Below are 16,476 nucleotides of genomic sequence, written 5' to 3'. Positions count from 1 at the left end.
GACAGCGCCGGTAGCCGGCGTGCCGACAGCGGTCGCAGCCGCCGTTCCGCCGACTCCGGGAGCAACCCCGAGCAGCTCACCGTCGCCGAGTTGATGAACAAGGTGGGACGTAAGGCGCTGTTGCCTCCTCCCCCGCCCGAAGCACCCACGCCCGAACCGCCCGCGCCTCAACCACCCGCGCCTCAACCACCCGCGCCCCAACCTGTGCCGCCTCCACGCACCGCGACCGCGTCACTTCCGCCGGCGCATCCTCGCAGCCCCGCTCCGCAGCCACCGCCGCAGCAGCCGCGGACGGCGGGGCCGCAGAATCGCGGCCGCAAGGCGGCGGCCCCCCACCCGGGCGTCGACGACCCGACCGAGCAGCTCCCCGCTGTCGGGCCACCCGCCGCAAAGCCTCCCGCCGTCGAGTCCCCTGCCGTCGGCTCCCCCGCAGCCGCGTCCTCGGCTTCCGCATTCTCGGCTCCCGCGTCCTCGGTGCCGCCGTCCGAACCGGGTCCCGACCCGCGTAGCCCAGAAGGCCACGAGGTCGGCCCCAAGGCGGTCGGCACCGACGGGCTGAGCCGTCTCGCGCTCAGCAAGCGTCGGCGCCGGCGCAAGATGAAGATTGCCGGACGCACGTTCGTCGCCGTCGTATCGGTCCTCGCCCTGCTCGGCACCGGGGCCATCTGGGGTTATGTGCGATCCACCGAGGCGGGCTTCGCCCAGATCGCGGCACTCGACACCGAATCGACCGACATCGTCGACCCCGTGGGGCAGACCGGCGACGAAACGTACCTGATCATCGGCACCGACACCCGCGCCGGAGCCAGCGGCGCGATCGGTGCCGGGACCGTCGCGGACGCCGAAGGCGCCCGCGCCGACACAGTCATCCTCGTCAATATTCCCGCCGACCGCAGTCGGGTCGTTGCCGTGTCCTTCCCGCGCGACCTGGATGTGGAACGCCCGGTGTGCCGCGGGTGGGACAGTACGACCGGCGACTACAGCTCCGAGCTCTTCCCTGCCGCCGACGGCGACAAACTCAACGCCACCTACGCCTTGGGCGGGCCGAAATGCCTGGTCAAAGTGATCCAGAAAATGTCCGGGATGAAGATCGGCCACTTCGTCGGCGTCGACTTCGCGGGCTTCGAATCGATGGTCGAAGAGATCGGCGGCGTCGAGGTGTGTACGCCTACCCCGCTGATCGACGGTGAACTCGGCGCCCTGATCGACACTCCCGGCACCCACGTGCTCGACGGCCGTCGCGCTCTGGACTACGTGCGGGCCCGCAAGGTCGAGAGCGAGGGCAACGGCGACTACGGCCGGATCACCCGTCAGCAGAAATTCTTGTCGTCGCTGCTCCGTTCCGCGCTCTCGAACCGGGTGCTGTTCGATCCCGGCAAACTCAACGGTTTCATCAATGCCTTCACCCGGGCAACGTTCGTGGAGAACGTCAACACCGAGTCGCTCGTCAAACTGGGGCGCTCGCTGCAGAATGTCGACGCAGGCGCCGTCACGTTCCTCACCGTTCCCACTGCGGGTACCAACGACTGGGGCAACGAGATCCCCCGGCTCGACGACATCGAAGCGATCTTCACCGCCATCATCGACGACCTGCCGTTGCCCGGCGAGAAACGGCAAGTGCCCGACTCGTCGGAGCCGGCGAAAACACCGGCGGCCGCTCCGGTGGACACTCTGCCCTCACTGGTTGCCGTGGAACCGTCGACCGTGGCAGTGCAGGTCTCGAATGCGTCCGGGGTCTCCGGTCTGGCAGCGCGGGTCGCCGAATCCGTCGGCGCGTACGGCTTCGCGGTGTACGCCGTCGGAAACTACTCGGGTAACAGTACCCAGACGGTGATCCGCTTCGCGCCGGGGCAGGAAGCCGAAGCCGCGACCGTGGCCTCGGCGTTTCCGGGCGCGGTACTCCAGGAAACGGCCGGTGCCGACCTGGGCAGCATCATCGAGATCGTTCTCGGCTCCAATTTCGACGAGACCGTGGCGTATCCGACCCCGGCCGGAACCGTGCTCGAACCGGTCGAGGTGGTCTCCGCGACAGCGGACTCCGTCACGCTTCCGACCGACCTGTCCATCACCAACGCCGGCGACGACCTCTGCAGCTGAGCGGCCTCGCAGACTCCCGTTCACCTCCGGTTCATCCGGTGCTCGTGAACTCGACCTCTACGCACCGTAGTCTGTGGAATTATGCGCGTCGCTTATAACGAACAGATGGTAGAACTCGGAGATCTGCTGGGCGAAATGGCAGGTCTCGCGGGGCTCGCGATGGAGCGGGCCACCCAAGCCCTGCTCCAAGCAGATCTCGCTGTTGCCGAACAGGTGATCGAGGACCACGACAAGATCACCGATCTCGGGGCGGTCTGCGAGGAGAGGGCATTCGCTCTGCTGGCACTGCAGGGACCCGTCGCGGGCGATCTGCGGGCCGTGGTCAGCGGTATCCAGATCGTCGCGGACATCGATCGGATGGGAGCGCTGGCCCTGCACATCGCGAAGGCGACGCGGCGTCGGCATCCGAAGCACGTTCTCCCCGACGAGGTCAAGGGCTACTTCGCCGAGATGGGGCGCATTGCGGTGCTGCTCGGCGCTGCCACCCGGGAGATTCTGGAAACCCGCGATCCCGAGCGTGCTGCGCGGTTGCACGAGGAGGACGAGGCGATGGACGATCTCCATCGTCACCTGTTCACCGTGCTCATGGACCGCGAGTGGGCTCACGGGGTCGCAGCTGCCGTCGACGTCACCCTGCTCGGTCGCTACTACGAGCGGTTCGCCGACCACGCCGTCGAGGTCGGCCGTCGGGTGATCTTCCTGGTCACCGGCAAGTTGCCCACCGATGAGGACTTCCGCACCATCCGTGAGCGTGTCGACAAGCTCACGGTGTACCCCGACGAATCCTGATCGTCGGCAAGAACGCGCCAGGCCCCGGCCGGAAGAAATTCCGGCCGGGGCCTTCGCGTATGGGGAGTCTGTGGAGCGTGCCGCAGACTTATCCGAAGCGGCCCGAGATGTAGTCCTCGGTAGCCTTCTGCGCCGGGTTCGAGAAGATTTTCTCGGTGTCGTCGATTTCGACGAGACGACCCGGCTTCCCGGTCGCTTCCAGGTTGAAGAACGCCGTCTGATCGCTCACGCGCGCTGCCTGCTGCATGTTGTGCGTGACGATGACGATGGTGAAGTCCCGCTTGAGCTCGGCGATCAGGTCTTCGATGGCGAGGGTGGAGATCGGGTCGAGCGCGGAGCACGGCTCGTCCATGAGCAGAACGTCGGGCGAGACCGCGATCGCTCGGGCGATGCACAGACGCTGCTGCTGGCCACCGGACAGGCCGCCACCCGGCTTGTCGAGCCGGTCCTTGACCTCGGTCCACAGGTTGGCGCCCCGCAGCGACTTCTCGGCGATCTCGTCGAGTTCGGCCTTGTTGCGGCCGCCCTGCAACTTCAGACCGGCCACGACGTTGTCACGGATCGACATGGTGGGGAACGGGTTCGGGCGCTGGAACACCATGCCGATGGTCTTGCGGACACCGACTGGATCGATGTTCGCGTCGTAGATGTCCTCGCCGTCGAGCAACACCGAGCCTTCGACACGCGCACCGGGGGTCACCTCGTGCATGCGATTGAGCGACCGCAGCACGGTCGACTTACCGCAACCGGACGGGCCGATGAACGCGGTGACACTGCGCGGGGGGACGGACAGGGTCACGTCGGATACGGCGTGGAACTTGCCGTAGAAGATGTTGACGTCCTTGAGATCCAGACGCTTGGCCATTACCGGCTCCCTAATGGTGTATCGAGGTCGAAAGTGAAGTTCATGGTTGGGTCGAGGTCTACTACTTGCCGACCTGCGAGAAGCGGCCGATGACCTTGGCGGCGATGTTGAGAATCGCGATGAGCAGGATCAGTGTCAGGGCGGCACCCCAGATGCGCAGTGCACCGGCATCGGTGGGGTTGTTCATCTCCGCGACCATGACACCCGGCAGGCTGCCCATCTCGCCGCCGAACATGTTGGTGTTGATGAACGGTGCGTAGCCGACCAGGATCAGCAGCGGCGCGGTCTCACCCATGACGCGAGCGAGGGCAAGCATGATGCCGGTGATGATGCCGGCCATCGACGTGGGCAGGACGATGCGTGCGATGGTCTTCCACTTGGGCACACCCAACGCGTACGAGGCTTCACGCAGGTCCTGGGGCACGATGCGGAGCATNTCCTCGGTGCTGCGCACCACGACCGGCACCATCAGCAGCACGAGAGAGAGCGACACCGCGAACGCCGATTTGGGGAATCCGAACGTCGCGACCCACAGGGCGTAGATGAACAGCGCCGCGACGATCGACGGCACACCACTGAGGATGTCCACCATGAAGGTGGTGATCTTGCCGAGTTTCGACTTTCCCGCATATTCGACGAGGTAGATCGCGACGAACACGCCGAGCGGGATCGAGATGACCGCACACACCAGGCCTTGGAGCAACGTCCCGAGGAGAGCGTGGTAGATGCCGCCGCCCATCGACGAGGCGGTGAGCCCGCTGAGCGAATTGGTGAACCACGTCGGCGACACCAGCGCGGGGAAGCCCTTCGCGACAACGGTGATCAGCACCCACGCGAGCGGCACGAGCGCGACCAGCACCGACAAGGTCACGAGCACGGTCGCCGCGAGGTCCTTGACTCGGCGGCCGCCGCTGACGCGCTGGAATGTGGGCGCCTTGACGGGCGATTCGAGGGTGGTCGTCGACATGGGTCAGTCCTTCTTTCCTGCGACCACCATGCGGGCCGCGGCGTTGACCACGAAGGTCAGCACGAAGAGCACCAGACCCGCGGCGATGTAGGCACCGGCCTGGATGTTGTTGTTGAACTCGGCGTATCCGAGGGCGATCTTCGAGGCGATGGTGGCGCCGCCGTCGAACAGCGACCACGAGAACGCTTCCGAGGTCGTCCGCAGGATCAGGTACAGCGCCATGGTCTCGCCGAGTGCGCGGCCGAGGCCGAGCATCGAACCACTGATGTATCCCGACTTGCCGAACGGCAGGACGGTTGTCCTGACGACCTCCCAGCGGGTCGCGCCGAGAGCGAGAGCCGCCTCGATGTGCGCGACCGGGGTCTGCACGAAGACCTCACGGCTCACCGCGGCGATGGTCGGCAGGATCATCACGGCCAGAACGATGCCGGCGGTGAAGATGGTGCCGCCACCGATGATGGAGCCGCTGCCGGTCGCGAACAGCGGGAACCAGCCGAGTGTGGTGTTGAGCCACTGCGCGAAGGGGCGCAGGAAGGGCGCCAGGACGAGCATGCCCCACAGGCCGTACACGATCGACGGCACGGCTGCGAGGAGATCGATGACGTACGCGAGCGGTTTCTTGATCCGGTCGGGGCAGTACGACGTCAGGAAGATGGCGATGCCGAGCGCCACGGGCATCGCCAGGACGAGCGCGAAGATCGACACCAGCACGGTGACCTGGAACAGATCGAGCACACCGAAGGCCATCGCCTCGATGTCCTGGGTGATCCAGTCACGACTGGTGAGAAAGTTGACGGTGTTCCGCTCGAGCGCCGGCACGGCCCGCCACACCAGGAACACGGCGATGGCGCCGATGATCACCGAGATGAAGACCGCGGACCCGGAGGCCAGTGAACTGAAGATCCGGTCGCCCGGTCTGACGACCGTCTTCTTCGACTCGGTCTTGGGGGATGGAGCGGAAATGTTGGCCTCCGGGATGCTGCTGTGTGGACCGGCCCGGCCCGACCCTGCTGGGCCGTCGGACCCGTGGGCGCGAGGAGCCGATGTGCTCGGCGCGTCACTCATTGTGCGCTCGCAATCTTTCCAGGTGTAGGGGTTCAGGAACGGGGCGGTCTGCGTAACGGTCGAATCAGGCGATGGCTTCGATCGACTCGGTCAGCTTCTGCTTGAACGAATCCGGCAGCGGCACGTAGCCCTGCTCGGCGAGGCCGTTCTGGCCTTCGTTGGCGGCGCTGGTGAGGAACGACTTGACCGCTGCGGATGTGTCGGCGTCGTAGCCGGCCGAGCACACGATCTCGTACGTGGCGAGCACCAGCGGGTACGAACCTTCTTCGGTGGAGCCGAAGATCGAGCTGAGGTCGAGCGTGAGGTCGCCGCCGCCGGTGCTGGCAAACGCGGCACCGTCGATGGCCTTGCCCGCCGTCTCGTCGTTCAGCTCGACCGGGCCGGAACCGTTGTCGATCCGGGCGATGCTGAGACCGTTCTGGTCCGCGAAGGACTTCTCGACGTAGGTGATCGCGCCGGGCGAGCCGTTCACGGCCTGCGCGACACCGGCGGAGCCCTTCGCGCCCTCACCGACACCGCCGGTGAAGTCGGAGCCTGCGCCCGTGGTCCAGGCACCCTTGGAAGCCGTCTCGAGGTACTGCTGGAAGTTGTCGGTGGTGCCCGACGAGTCGGAACGCACGATCGGCGTGATGTTGCTGTCCGGAAGCTCGACGCCCTCGTTCAGCGCGGCGATGGCCGGGTCGTTCCACTTGTTGACGGTGCCGTTGAAGATCTTGGCAGCGGTTTCCGCATCGAGGACCAGGTCGTCGACACCTTCGAGGTTGTAGGCGAGGGCGACGGGACCGAACACGAGCGGCAGGTTCCAGGCCGGGTTTCCGGCGCAGCGCTCGGCAGCCTGTCCGGCCTGCTCGGCCTTGATCGCGGAGTCGGAGCCCGCGAAGTCGATCTGGCTCGCGATGAACTGGGTGCGGCCGTCACCGGAACCGGACGGGTTGTAGGCGACGTTGACCGTCTTGCCCTTCTCCGAGCACACGGCGATGTAGGTGGACACGAAGTTGTCCATCGCGTTCTTCTGCGCGGACGAACCGGCGGCGGACAGGTTCTCCTTGCCTTCGCATGTCGCTGCCGACGCAGATGCATCGACGTCGACGGATCCGGCATTGTTGTCGCTGCCGCACGCCGCCAGGGTGAGGGCACCGACGGCCACCGCACCGAGCAGGGCGCTGTTGCGCTTCAGGTTCACCTGTTCTCCTCCGGAAAATATCGCGACCGCCACACTCGAAAGTGACGGTGTCGAGACGCGGGTGACCCCTGCGCCGGGCCGACAGCATTCGACCCGTATGCAGAAGTTAGGCGTAGCCGGTGGCCGAAGACTTCCCCGGAGGTGAACGAAAGATGAACACGCCGGATACAGCCGGCGTTCGTGTTGCGACGATCACTCGAACTTCATCCGAATTCGGCGTGTGAACCGGTATTTGTTCACTTTCGCGCGTATGCGACATCCACGTGGAAGCGGTCGAAACCCAACTTGCCGTAGGTGTTCAGGGCAGCGGTGTTGTCGCCCTCGACGTACAGCAGGACGGTCTCCAGACCTCGGTCGCGCAGGTAGTGCAGACCGGCCAGAGTGAGAAGACGTCCCAGGCCGCGGCCCTGGGCGGCAGGATCGATCCCGACCACATAGACCTCCCCGAGCGCCGGTTCGCTGTCGCTCGGCGGATGCACCTTGGTCCAGTGGAAACCGAGCAGTCGGCCCGGGTCCGTCTCGTCGAAGGCGAGAAACAGACCCGACGGGTCGAACCACGGCTCTGCGCGTCGCTCGGCGACGTCACGTGCGGTCATCCGGCCCTGTTCGGGATGCCACTCGAACGCGGCGGCGTTGACCCGCACCAATTCTGCGTCGTCGGCCGGACCTCGATACGTGCGCAGGACCACCGATTCGGGCACGGCCGTCTCGGGAAGTTCGGGCCGATCGAGCGGTCGGCGCAGTTGCAGCAACTCACGCACCCCCGTTAGGTCCAGCCGCCGCGCCACCGCACGTGCCGCGGGAAGATTTCCGTGCGCCCAGACGCGCGCGCCCGCTCCTCCCGCGGTCAGGGCGGCGTCGACGAGCTGCCCGCCGAGGCCGCGCCCACGGGCGGGAGGATCGACGACGACCTCGGCCATCGCCGGATGCTCACCGTGCGCGGGCATCAGATTCGCGTACCCGGCGACTACTCCGTCGACGGCGGCAACGAGATGCCGTGCGCCGGTGTCGCGGGTGAGGGAACCGGCTGCCTGTTCGGACACGGGCGCCGTGCCGTCCTCGGCTGTCGCGCGCGCGAGGATGTCGCGCACCGCAGCGACGTGGTCTCCGGTAGGCCGATCGACGAACTCCATCTTTCGAAGCCTAGTGGGTCCGCCGTGGCCCTACGATCCCTGAGCGGTCGTGCCTATTCGGCGTACTCGATCTCGTTGTCGTCGTCGAACTCCACGGGGGCCGCGCCCTTCCCGTTGCGGGTGGACGGACGCACCGCTTTGTAGCCGACGTTGCGCACGGTGCCGATGAGGGACTCGTGCTCGGGACCGAGCTTTGCGCGCAGGCGGCGCACGTGCACATCGACGGTGCGTGTGCCGCCGAAGAAGTCGTAGCCCCACACCTCCTGCAGCAGCTGGGCGCGGGTGAACACCCGGCCCGCATGCTGGGCGAGGTACTTGAGCAGCTCGAATTCCTTGTAGGTCAGGTCGAGTGGCCGGCCTCGCAGCCGCGCGGTGTAGGTGCCCTCGTCGATGGACAGCTCACCGAGCGTAATCTTGCCCGAGTTCTCCGTTCCGACAGTCCCACCCGAGCGGCCCACGAGAAGCCGCAGCCGCGCGTCCAACTCGGCCGGACCGGTCGTCGTGAGCAGGATGTCGTCGAGACCCCACTCCGGGTTTACGGCGACGAGTCCACCCTCGGTGAGCACCGCAACGACGGGAATCGCAGATCCCGTGCTTCCGAGCAACCGGCACAGCCCGCGTGCCGCCGCCAGATCCGAGCGGGCATCGACGATCGCGATGTCCGCCGAACCGGCCTCGAGCAGTGACGACACCTCGGTCGGGACGGGACGCACCGAATGCGCGAGCAACGACAGGGAAGGCAGGACGGCGTTGGGGATCGGATCGGAGGTCAGCAGGAGCAGCTCCACCGGGCCTCCATTTCTTCGCGCCACCAGCGCGGATCGGATTCGTGAACGACGTGCTACAGATTAGCGCCCCTTTTGTTACCGCTGTGTAAGCACCGAAACGGGTCGTACCGCGCGTTCGGTCACAATGGTGGGCGTGCGCAAACTCGTTTACGGTCTCGTCGTCCTCATCGGCCTCGCCGTCCTCGTCGATTTCGGTGCGGCGGCATGGTCCGAGTACCGCGTCTCCCGCGCGCTCCGCGAGGGCGGTGTGCTCGAGTCGGACCCGGCCGTGACCATCCACGGATTTCCGTTCCTGCTCCAGGCCCGCAACGGTCACTACGAGAACGTGGAGATCCGGGCCGAGGGTGTGCGCAGCGACATGCTGGGCGATATCACCGTCGAGGCGAACCTCATCGGCGCCCACGCGTCGGCGTCGGAGTTGCTCGACGGGTCGATCCGGTCGGTTCCGGTAGACCTGCTGTTCGGGCGCGTCATGATCGACGCCACCGAACTCGGACAGCTCTACAACATTCCTGACCTGCAGATATCTGCTCCACCGGCGAACAAATCCGACGGTACCGGCGGTTCCGGAGGGTCGGGGCGGACCACTGCGGGCGGGGTGGTGCTCACCGGCACGGTGCCTGTCGGACCGGTTTCGGCACGGGTGAGCGTGCAGGCGGATCTGGTGCTCGACGGCGACCGCGTGCACATCGCCGCGTCCGACCTGTACTTCGGTCCCGAGGGGCGGGCCGACTACACGGTGCCCGAACCGTTGAAGCCGATGGTCCTCGGACTCTTCACGACCACCATCGAACCGCAGGATCTGCCGTTCGGCGTGTACCCCACATTCGTGGAGGCACGCGGCTCCCAGATCGTCGTCGAAGGCGAGGCCCGAGACACCACGGTCGACCTGGAAGCGGTGCAGGCGCTGTGACCGGAATCATTGTCCTGCTGGTCGCGCTCGTCGCTGCGCTGATCGTGGGCGCCGTCCTGCGTTCCCGCTCGGGCGCAGTGCGAGCGGTCACGCCCGGCGCGTCGAGGCCCGGTGGCGATCCGCTGCCGATCGATCCGCTGTTGTCCGCCTTCGGAGTGGGTGCTGGGGATGCCCCGATGGTGCTGCACTTGTCCGCGCAGTGGTGCGGCCCGTGCAGTGCCGTGCGGCGCGTCGCCGAGCAGGTCGTCGACCACTTCTCGACCGTCGGCGACGATCGGCCCGTGCCGCGCGACGTGGAAGTCGACATCGACGACAACCCCGCGCTGGCGAAGAAACTCGGAGTCCTGTCGCTGCCGACGACCTTCGTGTTCGATGCCGCCGGTGTGGAGCGTTTTCGGGTTTCGGGGGTGCCGAAGGTCGCAGATCTGACCGCCGCGCTCGCTCCCCTTCGCTGCCCTGAGGATTCGCTTTCCTGAGAACTTCGCTACACTCCCTCGCGTGCTGACACGCCAGGAGCTGATGCTCACCCGACGCCGCGCAGTCGATCTGTGCCGCCTCGGTGGCTGTTGTTGTACCTGCTGCTGATCGCATCGATCGCGACGTCTCGGCTCTGCGCGCTTCGTCGCTCGATATCCCGATGTGATCGGCCCTCGGTCCGTCCATCTCATCCGAGCATCGAATCGCCTGTGCGCGCTTCGACTCCAGCAGGAGCACTTCCATGCCCGTGCCATCCGGAACCATCGAACAGGTCGACGTTCGTGGCCCGCGCTTCGCCGCCTGGGTCACGACCGCTGTTCTCGTCGCGGTCCTTCTCCTCACCTCGTTCACCGGCCCGTGGGCCGGCATCCTCCTCGCCGCGCAGACCGTCGTGTTCGCGCTCGGTGCGGCGCTCGGGCCGCGCCGCAGCCCGTACGGGCAGCTGTTCGCGAAGCTCGTGGCGCCACGTCTGTCCGCGCCGACCGAGACGGAACCCGTTGGGCCGCTTCGGTTTGCTCAGCTCGTAGGCTTCCTGTTCGCCGCTGCGGGCACGGTCGGGTTCCTGTCGGGAGCCGCAGTGGCCGGTTCTGTCGCCGCGGGGTTCGCCCTGTTCGCGGCACTCCTCAATGCAGCGTTCGGTCTCTGCCTCGGCTGCCGCATCTACCCGCTGGTCGCGAGGCTACGGCCCGCGTCCGCCTGATCCCGCCCGGGATCGATTTCCGGATCGTTTTCCACCGCCCGGCATCCGGGCGTCACCACCGAAAGGAACATCCATGGCTCGCTCCGACGTCCTGGTCTCCGCCGACTGGGCCGAGCAGAACCTCGGCGCCCCCCGAACTGTCTTCGTCGAGGTCGACGAAGACGCCTCCGCGTACGACGGTGGGCACATCGAGGGCGCTGTCAAGCTCGACTGGCGCAAGGACCTGCAGGACCCGGTCCGCCGCGATTTCCTGAACCAGGAGCAGTTCTCTGCCCTGCTCTCGGCCAAGGGCATCGCAAACGACGACACCGTGGTGCTGTACGGGGGCAACAACAACTGGTTCGCCGCCTACGCGTACTGGTATTTCAAGCTCTACGGCCATCAGGACGTCAAGCTCGTCGACGGCGGACGCAAGAAGTGGGAACTCGACGGCCGTCCGCTGTCGAAGGACGAAGTCGACCGTCCCGCCACCGACTACAAGGCGCAGACCCCCGACACGTCCATCCGCGCGTTCCGCGACGAGGTCATCGACGCCATCGGCAGCAAGAACTTCGTCGACGTGCGGTCGCCCGACGAGTTCTCCGGCAAGATCCTCGCCCCTGCACACCTGCCGCAGGAGCAGGCGCAGCAGCGCGGTCACGTCCCCGGTGCGATCAACATTCCGTGGAGCACCACTGCCAACGAGGACGGCACCTTCAAGTCCGACGAGGAACTCACCGCGCTCTACGCGTCGAAGGGCTTCGACGACAGCAGGGAAACCATCGCCTACTGCCGCATCGGTGAGCGGTCGAGCCACACCTGGTTCGTACTGCAGGAGATCCTCGGCAAGCAGAACGTCAAGAACTACGACGGCAGCTGGGTCGAGTACGGCTCGCTCGTCGGCGCACCGATCGAATTGGGAGCATAAATCATGTGTGGAGCACCTGTTCAGACCCAGTCCCTGCCCGCCGGCGTGGACACCGAGAAGGAGACGGTGATCACCGGCCGTGTCCTGGCTTCCGACGGTCAGCCCGTCGGCGGCGCCTTCGTGCGACTGCTCGACGGCACCGACGAGTTCACCGCCGAGGTCGTCGCCTCGGCGACCGGTGACTTCCGTTTCTTCGCCGCCCCCGGCGAGTGGAAGATCCGGGCCCTGTCCAGCACCGGAAACGGCACCTCGACCGTCAGCCCGGCCGGGCCCGGCGTGCACAACGTCGACGTGACCGTCTCGAAGTAGCACTGCGGTACCGGATCAGCACTGCGCTGCCCGTCCGGGATCGGAACTCCGAAGGGCTCCGCCCCTGCATCGTCGGGAGCGGGGCCCTTCGTCGTGCGGTAGCACGGCCTGGGTCTAGAATGTGCTCGTGGTCATTTTCTTCGAGGTCTTGCTCGTCCTGGCAGCCGTGCTCATCATCTGGTTCACGCTGTACACGATCTACCGTCTGGTCGCCGACGAGACGTGACAGCCGAATCCGATGACGCGGCCGGCGGTGCCCGCTCCAGCGGCGACGAAGCGATAGCACGCGCCGCCGAACGGGCCAAGGTCACCGCCGAACGCAACATTCCCGTTCTTCCGGGTCTGCCGGGTTCCGAGGACACCGCGAACCTGCGGCTCGGCCCCGATCTCGATCCCGCGCTGCTGGCGTTCCTGCCGATGATCGGGGTGTGGCGGGGCGAGGGTGAAGCCAACGATCCCGCGATCGGTGATTATCGCTTCGGTCAGCAGATCACCGTGTCGCACTGCGGCGCCGACTATCTCGTGTGGGACGCGCGCTCGTGGCGGCTCGACGACACCGGTGCGTACGCCGGGCCCGACCGCCGCGAGAGCGGATTCTGGCGGATCTCCGGTACCGGTGGTCCGGACAGTGACGATCCAGAAACTCTCGAGTTGCTGCTGACGCACAGCTCCGGAGTGGTCGAGCTCTATTACGGCACGGCGCTGACCCAGTCGTCGTGGGAGCTTGCCACCGACGTGGTGATCCGCACGAAGTCCGGTGAGGTCGTCGGCGGAGCCAAGCGCCTTTACGGCATTGTCGACGGCGGCGACCTGGCTTATGTCGAAGAGCGGATCACCGCCGACGGCGATCTGCAGCCGCACATGTCGGCGCGGTTGGCCCGCTACGTCGGCTGATTTTCTCCGGGTTTTTCTCCTGGGTTTTCTCCGGAGGCGTTGCCCGTGTCGGCGTGCCGCTCGCGTGCCTCCGTCGAGCCCGTCCTCATGTCGCCGATCCGGTCCTTGTCCGCGTTCCCGGCGCGGATCGCGCGCGTAACCACCACCACCTCCGGCGCGGGCAGTCCCTCGGCCGCGGCCAGCTCTTCGGGGCTCTGCACCCTCGGCCACTGGCGGGTCACCGGCTCGGGACGCTCGCCCAGGTCTTCCCTGATGCCCCGCACCAGGCTGTACATCATGATGAACCCCATCACGAAGAACGGTAGCCCGACCACCGTGATGACCTGTTGCAGTGCGTCGAGGCCGTCCTTGCCTGTGGCGACGAGCATTGTCGCGGCGACGATGCCCATCAGAACGGCCCAGAACAACCGCTGATGCAGCGGGGCCTTCTCCTCGTGGCCCGAGGCCATCATGTCGAGCACCATCGACGTCGAGTCGACCGACGTCACGAAGAAGATCACGACGAGCACGATGGCGATCGCGGAGACGGTGCCCGCCAGCGGGAAGTTGCTCAGGAACTCGAAGAGCGCGCCGGGGATGTCGCCGTTGTCGACGACGCGTTCGACGAGACCCCCGTCGCCGTTGAGTTCGATGTCGAAGGCGGCCATGCCGAAGATGCTGAACCAGATCACCGAGAACAGCACCGGCAGACCCAGTACCCCGCCGACGAACTCGCGGATGGTCCGGCCACGCGAGATGCGGGCGATGAAGATACCGACGAACGGTGACCACGTGATGGTCCACGCCCAGTAGAACACCGTCCACGTGTTCTGCCAGCCGGAGTCGGCGAAGGTGTCGTTCCAGAACGCAAGCCCCGGCAGCGCTTCGGCGTAGATGCCGGCCGACTCGATCATGCCCTTGAGCAGGAACAGACTCGGTCCGGTGACGAGCACGAAGGCCATGAGAGCGACGGCCATGCCGATGTTGAGGTTCGACAGGCGCTTGATGCCCTTGTCGAGACCGAGCGCAACCGACGTTCCCGCCATGACCGTCACGATCGCGATGAGCCCGATCTGGATCAGGCCGGACTCCTCGATGTCGAACAACTGCGCCAGGCCCGCGTTGATCTGCAGTGTTCCCAGGCCCACCGACGTCGCGACACCGAAGACCGTGCCGATGATGGCGATGACGTCGATCGTCTTACCGATCGGCCCGTAGATGCGCCCGCCCAGCAGCGGCGCGAAGATCGAGCTCACACGCGGCGGCAGGTGCCGCTTGTAGATGAAGTATCCGAAGCACAACCCGGGCAACGCGAAGATCGTCCAGGTGTGGAGGCCGAAGTGATAGAGGGCAAAGCCCATCGCTTCCTCGGCGGCATCCACCGAGCGGGGCTCGACGTCCTGCAGCGGCGGGTTCGCGAAATGCGATATCGGTTCTGCCACACCCCAGAACATGAGAATCGTGCCGATGCCCGCCGCGAACAGCATCGAGAACCAGGCGATGTTCGAATGCTCCGGCCGCTCGTCGGCGCCGCCGAGCCGGACACGCCCGTAGTGGGTGAATGCGATACCGACCAGGAAGAGCAGGAAGGTGGTGACGCCGAGAATGTAGAACCAGCCCAGGTTCGTCATGATCCAGTTCGACCCGTCGCTGAAGACTGCGTCGACGGTGTCGGTGAAGAGGATCGTCACGACGACGAAGACGAGCGCGATCACGGCAGAAGAGAAGAAAATCCCTGGCGACGTGCGCAAACGGAGGGCGTCGTGGGCGTTCTGCAGGAGCGGCACCGAACCGGAGTACCCCGAAGTACTCGTTGTCACACACCGGCATGTGAACGGCCCCCGAGCCGTATCACCGAGATCGGACATCTCCGTGCTCGGCGGTCCCGATCCGGACAGATCGGGGGCTCGGGGACCGGGTGACTACCTGGAATTCGCCAGCCGTGGTGGTCGGCGATTCATCATCGGCAAGCGGCTAGCGGGCAGCCACCTCACGCGTCCGAATATCAATCACTTCCAGACCACCTCCTTCCTCGTGTGACTGTGAAAGTACGCGCGGTTCAGGAGACCGGCAACGTATTTTTCGCGACGTGCACGATCCGGTCTGCGGCGGTGTCACCGGGCAGTTGGTGCGTCACGACAACGACGGTCCGGTCTGTGTCGACCAGCCCCGAATGCCGGTCGAGCAGCAGCCGTTGCAGCCGGGCCGCGTCGTCGGCGTCCAGGTGTTCGGTGGGTTCGTCGAGCAGCAGAATCTGCGCGGGCGAGAGCAGGGCACGGGCCAGGAGCAATCGGCGCCGCTGCCCACCGGACAGTGCGCGAGCGCCCCCTTCGAGCGCGGTGTGCACCCCGTCGGGCAGTCCCCGGACCCACGAGCCGAGCCCCACCGCGGTGAGCACGGCAAGAGCGCCATCGTCGTCCACGTCGCCACGGGCAACCCGCAGATTCTCGAGGATGGACGTCTCGAACACGTGAGCATCCTCGGCGAAGAAGCCGATCCGGCGGCGCAGGGCCACAGGGTCCAGATCGGCAAGGTCCGTTCCGTCGAGGGTGACGGACCCGGCGACCGGGGTGAGAAGACCGGCAAGCGTCATCAGCGTTGTCGTCTTTCCGCTTCCGCTCACGCCCACGAGCGCAACGCGGGCCCCGGGACGCAGATCGAGGGTGACCGGCTCGGTGTCGGCGCCACCGGGCCAGCCGCTGTGGAGTCCTTCGGCGCGCAGGTGTCCCGGACCGTCGGCGGGCAGATCGCCCTGCGGCACGGGCCGATCGGCTCGATGCCCGCATCGCGGCCGGGAGCACCGCGGTGGCCTCGAACGCCGACAGCGGCAGCAGCACGAGGATGCCGAGCGTCGTCGGGCTCATCGCCGACGGACCCGAGCCGAACACGGTGACGCCGATCAGCAGGGCTCCGAGCACAGCGGCGCCGATACCCAGTGGCGCCGCGGCGTCGGCGAACGCGGCCGGAACCGCCGATCCGTCGGTGGCCCGCACCGACTCGATGTTCGCGGCGCGGGCACGACCGGTGAGTCCGGTCACCCGGCCCCCCACACGGAGTTCGGCGGAATGGTCGAGCACCGTGACAGCGTCGTGCGTGAAGCGGGACCGGGCGAGGTCCCCGTCCACCTCGGCCTGTGAGGCGGCGCGAGCGGACAGCGACGGCGCCAGCACGCCGGCGACCAGCAAGCCGACCGCGAGCACCGCCCCGGCTGCCGGGGCGATGAAAGCGAGTGTGAGTACCGCGGCCGCGGACAGGACCACGGCCACCGCGATCGGAACGAGGGCACGCACCACCACATCGCCGAGCGCGTCGACGTCTGCGCCGGTGCGGGCGAGAAGGTCGCCCCGGCGCAATCCTGCCGAGGCGGCGGGATCGCCGTCCGCGAGTCGCTGGGAGAGCCGGGGTCGTGC

16 protein-coding genes and 1 pseudogene are annotated in these 16,476 nt (G+C 66.7%); 9 read left to right on the top strand and 8 right to left on the bottom strand.

Annotated elements, in window-relative coordinates:
• The first annotated feature begins 93 nt into the window (after positions 1 to 93).
• Both Q8814_RS08355 and phoU read left to right on the top strand, forming a co-directional pair.
• The gene (locus tag Q8814_RS08355) at positions 94 to 2,097 is read left to right on the top strand and encodes an LCP family protein (protein ID WP_408015864.1); all 2,004 of its coding nucleotides are present in this window, start codon (positions 94 to 96) and stop codon (positions 2,095 to 2,097) included.
• Positions 2,098 to 2,178: 81 nt separating this feature from the next.
• Entirely contained in the window at positions 2,179 to 2,886 is a 708-nt protein-coding gene (phoU, locus tag Q8814_RS08350) for a phosphate signaling complex protein PhoU (RefSeq protein ID WP_330151553.1), read from the top strand.
• A gap of 88 nt (positions 2,887 to 2,974) precedes the next feature.
• Here phoU and pstB read toward each other — a convergent pair whose 3' ends face one another.
• The 6 genes from pstB to Q8814_RS08320 form a co-directional block, all read right to left on the bottom strand.
• Positions 2,975 to 3,751, bottom strand: a complete 777-nt coding sequence (gene pstB, locus Q8814_RS08345) for a phosphate ABC transporter ATP-binding protein PstB (RefSeq protein WP_330151552.1) — start codon at positions 3,749 to 3,751, stop codon at positions 2,975 to 2,977.
• Between the two features lie 61 nt (positions 3,752 to 3,812).
• The gene (pstA, locus tag Q8814_RS08340) at positions 3,813 to 4,718 is read right to left on the bottom strand and encodes a phosphate ABC transporter permease PstA (RefSeq protein ID WP_330151551.1); all 906 of its coding nucleotides are present in this window, start codon (positions 4,716 to 4,718) and stop codon (positions 3,813 to 3,815) included.
• 3 nt (positions 4,719 to 4,721) lie between these two features.
• The gene (gene pstC, locus Q8814_RS08335; RefSeq protein WP_330151550.1) at positions 4,722 to 5,783 is read right to left on the bottom strand and encodes a phosphate ABC transporter permease subunit PstC; all 1,062 of its coding nucleotides are present in this window, start codon (positions 5,781 to 5,783) and stop codon (positions 4,722 to 4,724) included.
• A 64-nt stretch (positions 5,784 to 5,847) separates the two neighbouring features.
• Entirely contained in the window at positions 5,848 to 6,966 is a 1,119-nt protein-coding gene (gene pstS, locus Q8814_RS08330; RefSeq protein WP_330151549.1) for a phosphate ABC transporter substrate-binding protein PstS, read from the bottom strand.
• Between the two features lie 236 nt (positions 6,967 to 7,202).
• Complete coding sequence (gene mshD, locus Q8814_RS08325) at positions 7,203 to 8,099, bottom strand: mycothiol synthase (protein ID WP_330151548.1); 897 nt, start codon at positions 8,097 to 8,099, stop codon at positions 7,203 to 7,205.
• Between the two features lie 53 nt (positions 8,100 to 8,152).
• Positions 8,153 to 8,887, bottom strand: coding sequence for a winged helix-turn-helix transcriptional regulator (locus Q8814_RS08320; RefSeq protein WP_330151547.1), 735 nt, complete (start codon positions 8,885 to 8,887; stop codon positions 8,153 to 8,155).
• Between the two features lie 133 nt (positions 8,888 to 9,020).
• Here Q8814_RS08320 and Q8814_RS08315 point away from each other — a divergent pair, with 133 nt between their 5' ends.
• The 7 genes from Q8814_RS08315 to Q8814_RS08290 all read left to right on the top strand — a co-directional run bounded on the left by Q8814_RS08315 (position 9,021) and on the right by Q8814_RS08290 (position 13,087).
• Complete coding sequence (locus tag Q8814_RS08315) at positions 9,021 to 9,800, top strand: LmeA family phospholipid-binding protein (protein ID WP_330151546.1); 780 nt, start codon at positions 9,021 to 9,023, stop codon at positions 9,798 to 9,800.
• A complete protein-coding gene (locus tag Q8814_RS08310) occupies positions 9,797 to 10,276 on the top strand; it encodes a thioredoxin family protein (RefSeq protein WP_330151545.1) in 480 nt (159 codons plus the stop codon). The genes Q8814_RS08315 and Q8814_RS08310 overlap by 4 nt, the downstream gene beginning before the upstream one ends.
• Positions 10,277 to 10,298: 22 nt before the next feature.
• The gene (locus Q8814_RS26520; RefSeq protein ID WP_408015863.1) at positions 10,299 to 10,385 is read left to right on the top strand and encodes a putative leader peptide; all 87 of its coding nucleotides are present in this window, start codon (positions 10,299 to 10,301) and stop codon (positions 10,383 to 10,385) included.
• 133 nt (positions 10,386 to 10,518) lie between these two features.
• Positions 10,519 to 10,977, top strand: coding sequence for a DUF4395 domain-containing protein (locus tag Q8814_RS08305; protein WP_330151544.1), 459 nt, complete (start codon positions 10,519 to 10,521; stop codon positions 10,975 to 10,977).
• A 73-nt stretch (positions 10,978 to 11,050) separates the two neighbouring features.
• Positions 11,051 to 11,884 (top strand): sulfurtransferase, encoded by an 834-nt coding sequence (locus Q8814_RS08300; protein ID WP_330151543.1) that lies wholly within the window; start codon positions 11,051 to 11,053, stop codon positions 11,882 to 11,884.
• A 3-nt stretch (positions 11,885 to 11,887) separates the two neighbouring features.
• A complete protein-coding gene (locus tag Q8814_RS08295; protein ID WP_330151542.1) occupies positions 11,888 to 12,193 on the top strand; it encodes a DUF1416 domain-containing protein in 306 nt (101 codons plus the stop codon).
• Positions 12,194 to 12,415: 222 nt separating this feature from the next.
• Positions 12,416 to 13,087, top strand: coding sequence for an FABP family protein (locus Q8814_RS08290; protein WP_330151541.1), 672 nt, complete (start codon positions 12,416 to 12,418; stop codon positions 13,085 to 13,087).
• On the opposite strand, the gene Q8814_RS08285 is transcribed toward Q8814_RS08290, so the two are convergent.
• Complete coding sequence (locus Q8814_RS08285; protein WP_408015862.1) at positions 13,075 to 14,817, bottom strand: BCCT family transporter; 1,743 nt, start codon at positions 14,815 to 14,817, stop codon at positions 13,075 to 13,077. The genes Q8814_RS08290 and Q8814_RS08285 overlap by 13 nt on opposite strands.
• 308 nt (positions 14,818 to 15,125) lie before the next feature.
• Positions 15,126 to 16,476 (bottom strand): annotated as a pseudogene (cydC, locus tag Q8814_RS08280) (thiol reductant ABC exporter subunit CydC); the annotation flags it as partial.

Source organism: Rhodococcus chondri (assembly GCF_036327435.1).
Lineage (GTDB): Bacteria > Actinomycetota > Actinomycetes > Mycobacteriales > Mycobacteriaceae > Rhodococcus > Rhodococcus chondri.
This window is presented reverse-complemented; position numbering and strand designations above follow the sequence as displayed.